Origin of the sequence: Bradyrhizobium sp. BEA-2-5, assembly GCF_032918025.1 — a bacterium.
GTDB lineage: Bacteria > Pseudomonadota > Alphaproteobacteria > Rhizobiales > Xanthobacteraceae > Bradyrhizobium > Bradyrhizobium pachyrhizi.
The window spans coordinates 6,958,957-6,972,656 of record NZ_CP136629.1 but is presented as its reverse complement, the minus strand read 5'-3'; the positions used below and the strand labels follow the sequence as shown (position 1 = coordinate 6,972,656).

8 protein-coding genes and 1 pseudogene are annotated in these 13,700 nt (G+C 57.5%); 7 read left to right on the top strand and 2 right to left on the bottom strand.

Features of this window, described 5'->3' with window-relative positions:
* Window positions 1-30 precede the first annotated feature (30 nt).
* The 6 genes and pseudogenes from RX327_RS32555 to RX327_RS32530 all read left to right on the top strand — a co-directional run bounded on the left by RX327_RS32555 (window position 31) and on the right by RX327_RS32530 (window position 10,231).
* The gene (locus RX327_RS32555) at window positions 31-1,401 is read left to right on the top strand and encodes a hypothetical protein (RefSeq protein ID WP_317248300.1); all 1,371 of its coding nucleotides are present in this window, start codon (window positions 31-33) and stop codon (window positions 1,399-1,401) included.
* 72 nt (window positions 1,402-1,473) lie between these two features.
* Entirely contained in the window at window positions 1,474-3,723 is a 2,250-nt protein-coding gene (locus RX327_RS32550) for a di-heme-cytochrome C peroxidase (protein ID WP_317248299.1), read from the top strand.
* Between the two features lie 550 nt (window positions 3,724-4,273).
* Window positions 4,274-5,417 (top strand): annotated as a pseudogene (locus RX327_RS32545) (IS3 family transposase).
* A gap of 909 nt (window positions 5,418-6,326) precedes the next feature.
* Window positions 6,327-7,226 carry a TauD/TfdA family dioxygenase gene (locus tag RX327_RS32540; protein ID WP_317248298.1) on the top strand — a complete coding sequence of 300 codons (900 nt, stop codon included), beginning with the start codon at window positions 6,327-6,329 and terminating at the stop codon, window positions 7,224-7,226.
* 708 nt (window positions 7,227-7,934) lie between these two features.
* Window positions 7,935-9,029, top strand: a complete 1,095-nt coding sequence (locus tag RX327_RS32535) for a KamA family radical SAM protein (protein WP_317248297.1) — start codon at window positions 7,935-7,937, stop codon at window positions 9,027-9,029.
* Between the two features lie 341 nt (window positions 9,030-9,370).
* On the top strand, window positions 9,371-10,231 hold the full coding sequence (locus tag RX327_RS32530) for a MaoC/PaaZ C-terminal domain-containing protein (RefSeq protein WP_317248296.1): 861 nt from the start codon (window positions 9,371-9,373) through the stop codon (window positions 10,229-10,231).
* 324 nt (window positions 10,232-10,555) lie between these two features.
* On the opposite strand, the gene RX327_RS39380 is transcribed toward RX327_RS32530, so the two are convergent.
* Complete coding sequence (locus RX327_RS39380; protein WP_410712103.1) at window positions 10,556-10,786, bottom strand: helix-turn-helix transcriptional regulator; 231 nt, start codon at window positions 10,784-10,786, stop codon at window positions 10,556-10,558.
* 138 nt (window positions 10,787-10,924) lie between these two features.
* Complete coding sequence (locus RX327_RS32525) at window positions 10,925-11,362, bottom strand: hypothetical protein (RefSeq protein WP_317248295.1); 438 nt, start codon at window positions 11,360-11,362, stop codon at window positions 10,925-10,927.
* 1,042 nt (window positions 11,363-12,404) lie between these two features.
* On the opposite strand from RX327_RS32525, the gene RX327_RS32520 reads away from it, so the two are divergent.
* On the top strand, window positions 12,405-13,265 hold the full coding sequence (locus RX327_RS32520) for an acyl-CoA thioesterase II (protein WP_317248294.1): 861 nt from the start codon (window positions 12,405-12,407) through the stop codon (window positions 13,263-13,265).
* Window positions 13,266-13,700: the final 435 nt, after the last annotated feature.

Sequence of the window (13,700 nt, the reverse complement as noted above, 5' to 3'; positions counted from 1 at the left end):
GCCGTGAGACGTACAGGAGATTTGCCGACGATGGCAAAAGGTGAAATACGCCAGTCGAAGCTTCGTCGATTTTTTGCAAAACTGTTCGCAGCGGGCCTGATGTTCGCCGTTGCTTCGGGGGTAGGAACGGCCCCGGCCGAGACGCCGTCAAAGCCGCTTTCGGCGAACGACGTGTCCATCCTGTTTCCTGCACCCAGATCGCCGGGTGACCTCGTCAATCTGATCGCGGTGGCCGATCTCGCCGGTCCCACGGGGACTCCGCAACGGCTGTTGTCCGACGCGGATTTCGCACGTTTTATCGCAAATGCCGAAAATCCTGAACGTCCAGGTGTGCCGGATGCCGGCGTGCGTCACATTCAGCTGCCTGATGTCGTGAAAAAGATCGATGCCTGGTTTGTTGCCGGCATCCGGATCGACCCGGGAGCGCCGGGATTATCGGCGGACGTCATCGCCCAGTTTGGTCGGCAACCGCAAATCCGCCTGATCATTCAGCCGGTGACCAATGGACCCGACGGATTCAAGGTCCATGACACGGCCGGTCACCTTATCTTCAGCTTCAACCTCGATGGCGATCCACCTCTTGATGGTTGCGCGCCATTCCCGCGATTCAAGCCTGACGACGAAGCCTTCAAGGCGATCGTTCGTGACGTTGCGTCCTTGCGTGATCAGCTTGCGGCGGGAAAGTTTGGCAATGTGAAAGTCTCGACCGCCGGTGACATGAACGTGCATCCCGGCCTTGTAGGTGCATCCGCCAAGCCGTTTCGTGATGCGGTTAAGGCCTTGCTCGAAAAGCATCTCTCGCCGCAGCGTCTCAACACCATGGCTGTCATGGCCATTTCACCGCCTGAACCCTGGGTTTTCGTCTCGATGCTAAGGGTTCCGCAGGCCGGGTTGATAGCAGTGCCTGGTCCGACGCTCGATGGTCAGCATGCCGCGCAGATGTTCAGCATCGTCGGCGGAACGCATGTCGTCCCGCGGCCTGTCACGAACAACCAAAATCCGGTGACGTGTCGTCATGCGGCGCTGCAGAATCCTCCGTTGCCTAATGCCAATCGTAAGGGTGTTGCGACAGCCGATTTTATCGATGCCAGTGTCCCCAATAGCCGCGTACGCGAGATCGTCAATATCATTGCGGATCCCAAGAAGAGCCATTTCTTCAATACGGATTGCGTGAGCTGTCACACCGAGACGGCGCAGCCACTCGCCAGGAAAGTGCAGAACTTCGCAGTGCCTGGCGTGAACCGAGCGGTCTTGCCAAAGGAAGACTGGAATGTTCGCAATTTCGGATGGTTTCCGTCGTTCTTGCATGGTGGCCCGGCGGCCGCCACCATAACGCGGCGCGCGGCAGCCGAGACAGCTGACGTGGTCGCCTTCATCAATAGCCAGTTGCTGAACAAGTAGTGAGCGCCATTGTCGGCCAGCGCGTTCGCGCGGCCGAAAGCGTTATTTGTGATAGATTCAAGGAGTTTTGTGATGGGCGCGCGTTCGTTTTCCTCTTGGGTTGGCGGCCGGGTGAGGCGGTGGCCTCACATCATCAGCCTCTTATTCGCGATTCTGTTCGTCGCGGTGGCCTTGGTAAGCATGGCGTATTTCGTGCCGGAAAAGCTTCGCGATGCGGCCCTTAAGATCAAAAATGACGCAAATCTGGTTGCTCAATTGCTGCCCGCGACACTGCCGGAGCCGTCGAAGGTCGACAGCGCGTACTGGTTGCCACAGAACTGGACGTCGCGGCAGCGTTACTGGTTTCACCATACGTCGCAGGGGACGGCGACCATTCCTGTTCCATATCGATGGTTCCTGGCTCTGGAACGTCCTGAGTTGTCCATCCATTACACGAGCTTGACAGACGACGAGTATCTGCGTCGCCTTGGTTTCATCCCAAGTCCGAGTTCAAAGGGCTTTGCCAGCAAAGCAGCGGCATACGGCTACCACGAGGACGCCTCGCAGGACGCGAGTTCCACCTGGACGCCAAGCACGCCCGACAATCCAAATGGCTTGCCTGTAGGTTTTGCGATCCTGAAGGGTGGCGTCGACCCGACGACGGGGGCTTTGTATGAAGACCAGATCGGACTAACCTGCGCCGCCTGTCATACCGGTCATCTCGAGTACAAGAATGTCAGCATCCGCTACGACGGTGGGCCGGCGATGGTCAATCTCGGCGAGGTTGAACGGGTCATTGGGCTATCGATCGGCTATACGCTGATCCTGCCGTGGCGGTTCGAACGCTTCGCCAGCCGGCTGGAAAGCATTGAAGGTCGAAGCATTGACCGCAAGAAGCTTCGAAGCGATCTGGAGCTCGCGCTCCAAAAGATCAAGACGCAAAAGGCCGCAAGCGATAGCCTTCTGACGGGGCAGGGGGTCGCGAATCTCGACGAGGGCTTCGGCCGACTGGACGCGTTGAACCGGATCGGCAACCAGGTCTTCTATATCAATTTTCTCGACCCGGCGACCGGAGAACTGCCCGATCCCCTCCTCAAGGGCAACTTCGCGCGCAACGACGCTCCTGTGAGTTTCCCGCCAATCTGGGACACGCCGTACTTCCTTTGGGCGCAGTATGACGCCTCTGTTCTCAACGAACTCGTTCGCAATTCCGGCGAGGCGCTCGGCGTCAGCGCGAAAATCAATATGAGGGCGTCCGCGCCCGGACGACCGCTTTTTGAATCATCCATCCATCTGTCCGACATCGCGCGTTTCGAGGAACTTTTGCGTGGTGCCGATCCGTTTTCGTCAGGCGAGGCAAGCGGCAGAAAATTCAGTGGGCTTGTCGCGCCACGATGGAAGGACGCGCAGGAAAAATTCCGAGGTGACCCGGCCTGGGCCATTGACGAAAAGCTCGTCGAGAAAGGCCGCGATCTTTATCGCTCGCATTGCTTTGAATGCCACCGAGGACCGGTCAATGATCCCGCGTTCGACGCAAAGTGGCCGGAAGATTCGTTCTGGAAGCCGGAGAACCCGGATCGCGCTGCCAGGAACGAGAAGAATTGGGTGGAGATCGGCGGACGCCACTATTTCAATGTCGTTCAGCTGCCACTTGACGCGATCGGCACTGATCGCCAGCAATCCAACGTCCTGACGAGCCGGCGTGTTCACTTGCCCGCCTCACTCGGTCTCAATCCGATCGACGATCTGAACAAGGCGTGGGGTTGCGGGCTTCCGGCCGATCGGGCGGCAGATCCCTTATTTGTGCTCGCGCTGATGGACGTGGTGGGCAAGACCGTCGATCAATGGAACGTCGCGAACGACTCGTCCGAAAAAGCCAAGCAGCAGATGTGGGGGCCGAGGAAAAACTGCCAGAACCCGCGCGTATATGCTCGAGCGCGGGTGAGCCGTAACGGTCAGGACGAAGAGGTCCTTGCTCTCGAGCCTCATTACCGGGCGCGTCCGTTGGACGGTGTTTGGGCAACGGCTCCGTACCTGCACAACGGGTCCGTGCCGACGCTGAAGGACATGCTATTGCCGCAGAGCCAGCGGCCGACCTCGTTCTGCGTCGGCAGCCGCAAATTCGATCCAGTCAATGTTGGGCTTGTTACGAAAACGCGATCGAGCGACGCCTGTGCGGCTGGCCTGACGGACTTCAACGTGTCGCTGCTTGGGAATAGCAATCGCGGGCATTCATTTGAGGGCAAGGAAACCGACATCACAAAGCTGCCGCCCGGGGTCATCGGACCGGAATTGACCGACACCGAACGGCGAGCACTTCTTGAGTATCTGAAGACGCTGTAAGGAAGCCGTCGTCTGGAGCTCAACGCTCAACGCGGCGGCAGGAACAAACCGGTAGGGAATACGCTGTCGACTTACACGCGCGAATGGATTGGGGAAGTATCACTCAGTGCCCTGGACGGAAGCTGCCGGCTGACATTCCGCAGGTCGGATGACGGCGCCGGCCGTTGGTCCGATTGCCAGTTGTTGCGAGCCGCACCACGCTTTCCTAATCGGTTCAGTCAGGCGAGGCGGCAGCCTTGGTCGCCTGGAGTAGAGCACTAGAGCCTTTTCCGTTCCGATCGAGCCGGAACGGGCTCTGGATTGTTGTTTGACGCGTTTTCCTCATGCGAACCGGTATCCACTTCGCTCGAAAACGCTCTAGCATTCTCCGTTCTGCTAACCCGGGAGGTGCTCCCGCGCCTGATTTGGAAGCATCGCGCCTGACGTCGAACTCGCCGATCGTTTGATCCAGGGTGATCTGCCCCTGAGTATTTCCTCCAGATGGAGTTAGAGCCCCCCGCCTGAACAAGGACGGACGGATGGACGGGCAAGGTTCACGGAAGAGCAGGTTATCGCAGTGTTGAAGGAGCATGAGGCTGGAGCGACGACAGCAGGCCTGGCTCGCAAACACGGGTCTCCGAGGCGACGATCTACAATTGGAAGGCCAAGTTCGGCGGCATGGAAGTCTCCGAAGCCAAGCGGCTGAAGCGCTCGAGGAAGAGAACGCGAAGCTGAAGAAGCTGCTGGCCGAGCAGATGCTCGATGCGGCGGCACTGCGCGAGCTTTTGTCAAAAAATACTGGTAGGGCCCGCCGCCAAGCGCGCCGCTGTGGCGCACCTGAAGGCCGTGGGACTGTCGGAGCGACGGGCCTGCGTGATCGTCGACGCGGGTCGAAGGATGATCCGCTACCGATCTCGCCGCCCTCCGGATACGGAGCTTCGTGCCCGGCTGCGCGAACTCGCCCACGAGCGCCGACGGTTTGGCTACCGTCGGCTGTTCATCCTGCTGCGGCGGGAGGGCGAACCATCAGGGATCAACCGCATTCACCGGATCTATCGGGAAGAAGGGCTTACGGTCCGCAAACGGAGAGCTCGCCGCAAGGCGATGGGGTGCCGGGCCAGGATCCTGGTGGAAGCGAAGCCGAATGCGCGCTGGTCGCTGGACTTCGTCCACGACCAGTTCGCCAATGGACGGCGCTTCCGCATCGTCAAGATAGTCGACGATGTCACAAGGAATGCCTGGGCGCCATTCCTGGCACATCGATCTCGGGCCGGCGTTTGGCGTGGGAACTGACGATTGTCGCGCGGCGCGGCAAACCCGGCTTGTCTGCGACAACGGCACCGAACTCACGTGTAGCGCCAAGCTGGCCTGGTGCAAGGAAACCGGCATCGGCTGGCACTTCATCGTACCGGGCGAACCGATGCAGAACGGCTTCGCCGAGAATTTTAACGACCGGATGCGCGATGAGCTCCTGCACGAGGCGCTGTTCTTCTATCTCGACGACGCCAGGACCAAACTTGCCGCATGGGTCGCCCACTACAATGGCGAGCGTCCTCATTCCTCGCTGCACCACCTCACACCCGCGGCCTACGCCGCCACTCTCACCGCAACGGCCGCTCGGCTGCGCAACTCCGACCAGCTCCGCCGATCGCCCGTTGCGTCCCCCGCGCCGCAAAGGCGTACAAAACTCCGAGACTCTAACTGCCGCTGGATGAACATTCAGTGGCAGGTCACGCGCTCCACTCCCTATCTGTTGGCGCAAGGCATTCCTGCTTGGTCTGCGCAGTTTCAGGTGCAATCCGCCAGGAAGCCAACAAGCTGCGCCTCGTCCGCGCTCCCGATAAAGCAAAAGACGCGAGTCACTCCCCAGATCGATAGCCGCGGCTAACGGGCGCGGATCTCGCAATTCGAGGGATTGAGTCAGTTGTTAAACTGAAATGGGAGTTGCAGCGTTTGAATTTCGCGTCGTTCTGCGGACCAACGGAATCGGAGATTGGTCCCGACATGACAAGCTGATGAAACGTGCGCGTATTGAATAATTCGAGGAGGCGAACAAACGCTTGCACGCACGCGAAAGTCGCGTTATATATGACATGCAGCTATAGATAGAATTTGCACTATCTCATCGTCTTAAGTGCAGACCGCCAATAGTTCCATTCGTTCATTATCGTCCGGATGAGGCCATGTAGATCTTGAGTTGGCGTACCCAATCGTCATTCCAAAGATCTTCCAAGGCTTAGTTCGGCAACGAAGCGAACGTTGCTCAAGATCGGAAAGAAAGCTGGTTTCGTTTCATGGACTGGACATGGATTGCCTCTATGATTTGCGATGTCAGCGTCCGGCTGTTGATCATGCCGCAAATCGATATGGCGGTGTTATCCCCGAGTGCTCTTCATTGGACCGGAAGCGATACTGGGATGTATCCGCATCGGTTCGGAGTCACATCGTAAGATGATGGTGGACTGTATCGGAGAATGTCAGGCTTGGCTCACTGTGCGGCGACTGAAGCATGCCGAAGGCAATTGGGGCGCCTTGTGACCACAATGGCTTCGTTGGCTTCCGCCGCCAGTCTCGTCACCATCAATCGCGGAGCATTTTAGAAATTCACAGAGAGAGGCGCCGTCATGAGTAATGCGATGACCGTTGGCAACGTCATTCCACGAGCAGACATCGTCAGGCATGCGGTCCGGCTTGGCGCCGAAGTCAAGAATATCAGACTATCGGACGATTTGTCCGACGAGGTCATCGCAGCCATCAACCGGCTGCTGCTCGAGCATAAGGTCATCTTCTTCCGTGATCAGGGACATCTCGATGATGCCCAGCAGCGGCGCTTTGCCGTCCGGCTCGGCTCGCTGATACCTCATCCCGCAATGGTTGACGAAAAGGACGGCTCGACGATCCGGGAAGCGCCGTCAGATCGCGCCTGCCGTCATGTCGACAAGATCAGCATCGACGACGACTTCAGGGCCGGCGGTCCAAAAATCTCGGTGCTGCGGGGCGCAGCAATTCCGCCTTTTGGCGGCGACATTGTTTGGTCGAACACTGCGGCTGCATATCTTGACCTTCCAGATCCGCTGCGGATGTTTGCCGACAACCTCTGGGCTGTGCACGAGGCCGCATTTGACTGCACTGTGAGGGCGGGCGCCACGCAGGCCAATAAGAAACGCATGAACGACGTGGCCGCCGGAACCATTTACGAAACGACGCAGCCGGTCGTTCGCGTTCATCCCGAGACCGGCGAGCGCATGCTCTCGCTCAGTCATTCCGTGAAGAACTTTGTCGGTCTGCAGCGGTATCCCAGCCAAAAGCTGTTCGAGCTTCTGCAATCCTATCTTACTGCGCCGGAAAACACCGTGTGCTGGAACTGGAAATCAGGCGACGTCGTAATCTGGGATAATCGCGCGACTGATTGCTATCCCGTCAATAAGGCCGGCGTTCATTATCGTGGGATGGGCCGCCTTACAGTTGACGGCGGCCTGCCGCCCGTGAAAAAGCTAAAATCACGGGCCGATCAGGCTGCCTAAATCGGTTTTGCATAACACGCAGGCGTGCTCAAGGCTAAGTGGCTGCCGCGTGCCGGGCCGTCAACTGTCGGACGGAGCCGCGCCTTCGGGTCTGTTGCTAATCCGCCAGGACGGTCTACTCGCAGCCGGTGATCTACCTTCTCCTCTTGTCGATACGAATGCAGGCGGCGCTATTGCCGTGTGAGAGCGCGTAAATTGCGAGTCGGTCGTTGTCACACGATCCGCAGTTGGAAACCAGAACGGTTGAGTGGATTCGAGCCCGGTGGTGGTCGAAAATGCAATTCAAAATTAAACGCCGAATTCACGCCACTGAAACACCTTATTCAATCTGGATCCCGGCACCCACAGGTTCCTGATCGTAGATGAGGCGCTGCCAAGATCGTTTCGTCGCGGTCGGGGACTGCGCTTACCTCGCTTACGAGGAGGCGGCGGTCGCCTGCTTGTATGAGGAGCAAAGGCGGTAGGGCGCGCTTGTCGCTAGCTCCGCGTGCTGCGCGCTCCGCAGCTGGCTGGCCGCTTACTTTGCTACCGGGCCGCTATCCTCGGCGCGCCGCCACCGGGTGAGAACCAGCGCGGCTTTCTCAACTCTGGAGTCCTATAGTCCTCACCACACTAGGTAGGTATCGATCCACTGTTGATGCTGTAGGGTAAACGAGGAGCTCGTTGTACCGAATTGAACGCAGCTCTCAGGACAGATGAGATGCAGCAATGAAAACTAAGGCTAATCCGCTGGATTGCGCAGCACAAGTCTTGAAGTTCATCGAAGAAACGCGCGTCGTTAGCGAGAGCGAACTGCAAGTCAACAACATCACGCCTTATCATGTCACAAAGTTCTATCGCGAACAGATTGCCAACAGCGGTTACTACGATCAGCTTAAGTACATTGTAGAGCCTTCCGTCAAGGAGTTCGAGAGTCCCGGCACCTTGGATACGAGCGGCGAGCACGACAACACGGTCGTGCCGGGACTCCAGCACAAATACGCCCAGACCGGCTTGTTGCTGGTGACGGAACGCTGCGGTTCATATTGCCGTTATTGCTTTCGCAAACGCATTGTGGGCAAGGCTTCCGATGAAATCGCGCCGGACTTCGATCAGGTCGCGCGATACATTGGACGCCATCCTGAGATGACGAACGTACTACTATCGGGAGGCGACCCGTTCGTGCTCAGCACCGCCAAACTCAACAAGATTCTTGATCACCTGCTGCCAATCAATCATTTGGATTCGATCCGTTTCGGTACAAAGATGGTCGCCTATGCGCCAAAGCGGTTTGAGGATTCCACTCTACCGGCGTTATTCCAGCGGATCCACAAAGCGGGTAAGACTCCAATAATCGTGACACATTTCGATCACGTCGGTGAGATCTCGTCCGATGCTGCGCACAACGTTCGCTCCTTGCGAGCGCAGGGCGTGCAATTCCTAAACCAATCCGTGCTTCTCGCCAAAGTCAACGACAATCCCGAGATACTGGCAGCGACATTCGCCAAATGCCACGAAATCGGAGTGCGCCCTTACTACCTCTTTCAAGCGAGGCCGGTGAAGGGCGCGTCGCACTTCCAGGTGACACTGCGTCGCGGACTAGAGATTGTACGCGGCATCAACCAGCGTCTCAGTGGCATTGAGAAGACATTCAAATATATCATGTCTCATCGCACGGGAAAGATCGAGATATTGGACTTGGGAGACGATGGCCGCCTGTATATGCGATACCATCAGAACAAGGATCCCGAGAAGCTCGGAAAGATCTTTTTCCGGCCTGACGTCGAGGCCGCCTGCTGGTTAGACGATTTGCCCGAGCAATGAGATCTAACCGCGCGCAATGCTAAGTACGAACTCGGATGGAGTGCGGCGGCGCGCCCGCCACTTCCGGGAGCCGGCCTTCTTTGTTGAACGGACAGGGCAGCGGCCGGCATGCGCATGCCGATCGGGTACGAGGCACCCGGCGGTTTGGATGACTTCGCAGGGCCGACAGACCAGTTTCTCGCGCGCGTGTCGGATCACTTTCCATGGGAGCTCCATCGTTGCGTCACCGTTCGGCAAAAGTGAGAATCGCATTGGAGCTGAATACCAATGGACCTCCGACGCTGCCGTATACGAGGGCCGCACACACACCCTGGTGCCAACTGTAATACCAAAGGGCTCAGATGCCGATCGACTATCCCGCTGTGTTGTACTTAAGGACCGATGGAGTTCACTATTCCTGGACTGAGCGCGAGGTAATGCTCTATGCGCTCGGCGTGGGCATGGGCTCGGATCCCCTGAATGAGAAGGAGCTACAGTTTGTCAACGAGGCTTTTGCAACTGCCAAGCCCTTGAAAGTGGTCCCGACGTTTGCTTCCGTCTGCGCTTGGGGGGCGCGGCCCGGGGTCATCGACCTCAATCGCGTCATGATTGTCGACGGCGAACGCGACATCACGTTTCATAGGCCAATGCCCGTCGCGGCCAATGTTACGGCAGACGCACGTGTGAGCGGCGTCTATGATAAGGGCAAGGAGAAAGGCGCGATAATTCAGAACGAGGTGGTGGTCACAGATGGTGGCGGAGACAAGATCGTCACGATCCTTTCGTCGACCGTGGCGAGGGGCGACGGCGGATTTGGCGGGCAATCAGAGGGAATGCCCGAACCGCACCAGGTGCCCCGACGAGCACCAGACAGATCAGTCGATATCCCGATCCGGCCTGATCAAGCCCTGATCTATCGTCTCTCCGGTGATCGAAATCCGTTGCATAGTGATCCGGAATTTGCGCGTCGAGCCGGTTTTCCCAAGCCCATTCTCCATGGAATGTGCACCTATGGGCTGACCTGCAGGGCCGTCTTGCAGAGCTATGCCGACTACGACCCCTCTGCCTTCCTTCGTCATCGGGCCCGCTTTTCCGCTCCGGTATTCCCGGGTGAGATTATTACGGTCAATCTTTGGAAGGATGGCAATTCGATTTCATTCGAAGCTTACGTGCGAGAGCGCCAGGTCACCGTCGTTAGGAACGGACAAACGGAGCTCCGCTGAGCGCCTCCCGGACCGTTCCTTGCGTCCATTCGGCTGCTAGCGCACCTTGTCGCTTCCGGCGACCTGCATGAAAAGTCCATTGCAAAACGGTCTGCATAAATCGGTCGGGTGGGATTAGTTCAATCAAACTGAGGAGCAAGGAGCGCTTCAACTGCTGCCTTCAAGGCGACGTTTCGGTTGATCGGGCGCGTTTGGACGCTTTCAGGGAACAGGGCGACGTCGCCTGCAAGGCCTATACGGAGTTATCCTGTTGAACTGGACAATCTGATGGAGGCCGAAAGGGACTACCTAGGTGCCCGGCGCGCTCTCTCTTGGAGATTCACTTTAGACACTTGGGGCGACGCCAAAGCGCGCTTTGAACTGTCGAGAGAAGTGGGGCAAGCTTGCAAATCCACAAGAGCATGCGATCTCGGAAATGCGTTCCCCACCGAGAGACAATCGACGAGCCGCGAGGGACAGACGGATCTCAAGAAGCAGTTTGCCGAATGTCGCACCGCTGTCAGCGCAAGTTTTATGGATCGTGCGCGTAGAGCAGGTAAATTTCTCTTGCCGCATTTTTCGGGCGAAGACCCTCCTTGTTCACATTGCAGCACATAAACTCAATGATTTGAAGCATTCGGTTTTCAGCTGTTAGCGCTACACGCTCTCTAGGCTGGACGACTTCAATTGACTGCCGCAGGAGACTAGCAAGCATTAGAATGGCCCCTTTTGATGGGCCTCGGGCAGATTTTGCGCGTATGACTGGCGCGTCAGATGGGGGATGGCGGGTGCCGCAAAGAAAGTCCTCGGAATATAGCATTCCGCAAAAGTCATAGTCGCGCTCAGGGCCTGTTTCGCGTCGCACCCATCTAAAAAATTAATGATGAAGAAAGTTGCGTCACCTGTGATCTCAGCGTCATATTGCCGCCATCGCGTGGGAATGAAGATGTCACCTGCGAAGAGGTGTCTTGAGGTTATCCATTGACTGATACGCATGCTGCCGGTTTCAACGATCAACGCACGCATCTTCAGACAGTGTGACAGGGCAGGGGCATTGCTGAGGACGCCATAGTTGATACAGTTCGACTTGACTAGATGGATGTCGGCGATTCCACGATGCACGACCGTGCATTCCAGCCCGTTAGAGATCATGCCGCCTCGTTAGCCGTCATAATAGCCGAAACTTCTTGTAATTCGGTGATGATATTGGTTTTCGTGATGCACGTGAAGCCTCGGAAAGAACTGCCATATCTGAGGCGCCAATGAATCAAGACCCGCCGTCGCGTATGTCAGCATCGATCGAGCAAGTGTCATCTGAATTCCTGGGATGGTAACTAGGCTCGTGTTGGAGTGTTCAACGTGACCTAGCAATCGGCGTGCCGTCCTGTATTGGAAGAGCGGCAGCCTGTGCATCCTGCTCCGCTTGTAATACCGCCTTCGTATTCGAATCATCGTGAGTCGGCGGAATGGCCGCACACAGCAGGCCGGCGATGATGCTTTGTGTCGCTCTTATCACTGTCCTCCAGCCGAAGCTGCTTACGACAACCAATTTTGTTGGGATGCAGCATCGCGACGCCAAGGTATCCGGCACGTGGAGTTGGCGCCCAAGCCGATCCGAAAGGGCGAGGTAGCGAGCGCCAGCACACAGCCGACGTGCTCCTCTCAAGTATTTGCTGTGTGGTCACCAGTTGACTGATCCGTCTCGAGACTCAAAAACGCGCGCATGCATAAGTAAGACCTGTTGACCGTTTTAAAGCTATTAAATGGTCAAGGTCTAGCACGTCCCCGAAAGGTCGGAACAAGGTGTCACTTCGTCGCTTCGCCCTCGGCCTTCGTATTACAACTGTCTGGTTCATGACGGGTGTCCAGGATCGAACGCCACAGTGTCGCTATCGTCAACGTGACAAGACGCAGTGATGGGTGTTTCTTCACATAGAGTCAGGTGAAAGTGTGGGCGGCATGCCGATTGCTTGGGTGGTGAAAGATTGTCATGGCGCCTTGGCGTTCGCAGTGTAACGCAAGGCGCAAATGAAGTTGCTTGTAGTGTTGGGCCGCTAGGGGCAGAGACTGTTCAATGAATGGGCTCGAAGAGCGCCGCTATCGTGTTCCGGGCGGCTATCTCGGGCGCTTAAAACGTTTTGGTTCATGATCGTACCACTCGAGCGATGGCACGGAACAAATTGAGAGCTCTTGAATGACCAAAAGCCGGATCGATCTTGCAACCATTCTCGACCTTGAATCGATTGGAAACGACCTATTTCGCGGCGATAGTCCGAACGTCAGCACGGAACGCGTGTTCGGCGGCCAAGTCATCGGACAGGCGATGCTTGCCGCATGTCGCACAGTTAAAGACCGGCTGCCGCATTCGCTGCACTGTTATTTCATCCAGACCGGCGACCCGCAGGCACCCTTGATCTATCAGGTCGAGCGCCTGCGCGACGGCAAGAGTTATTCGACGCGGCGCGTCACGACGACCCAGCACGGTAGCGCAATTGTCTCAATCATGGTGTCGTTTCACAAGGAGGAGGAAGGCGCCTTCGACCACCAGGATGGGATGCCGGACGTTCCGGGGCCGGAGCATTTCTCCGCGGAGGAGTTGTCTAAGAAGCCAGAATATCCCGACTTGCCCGAAATTGTTCGCCGCTACTATGAACCCGGTCGTCCGGTTGAACTGCGTCCGGTCGAGATCGGCCGCTACGTTGGCCAGAAGATCGACGATGGCCGGCTCCATATGTGGATGAAGGCCGCGACGAAGCTACCCGATGATCCGGCGCTGCACATGTGCGCGCTGGCCTATGCCTCAGATTTATCGCTGTTGGACGCCGTGATGGCGCGTTATGGCCGCACTCTGTTCGACGGACGCATCTTGTCCGGAAGCCTCGACCACGCAATGTGGTTTCATCGTCCGTTCCGTGCCGATGACTGGCTGCTCTACGCCAAGGAATCCCCGAGCGCGCAGAGCGGACGTGGCCTCGCCCGCGGCCTGATCTTCAAACGAGACGGGACCCTGGTAGCTTCCGCCGCTCAAGAGGGCTCGGTACGCGAGCGACGCTGAGCCTCAACGGGTGCGAACAAAATTCTCTGGCTTGGGCGGGGAGCGGCACGCAGTTCGTCGATATTGCTCGCTAGCCCGCCTCTGGCCGGTGAAGAAACGCAAAGACTGGTTCACTTGGCCCTCTGGTCCGCGCTAGGTAGGCCTCATCTTGATCACAGCAGCGATCGGCACGACGGGCCTAAAACTCAGCGCATTTGGTTTGTCGCGAAGCCCACGCAGCCTATAGTGCGGCCGTTGCACGGAGGGAACCTTAGCGCCTACGGCAATTACAGCCGAGCGCCCCAACGCACCAGGATCATATTCGAGGGGTAGTCGACCGTATACGAAGCTGCCAGGATGAGGAAATGGCGCGCCGCCGTGGATTCATCACCCACGAAGAGCTTCAGTCTGTCGCGCCGACAGCCTTGTACTGAAGTGCGGCCGAGTTGAGATTAG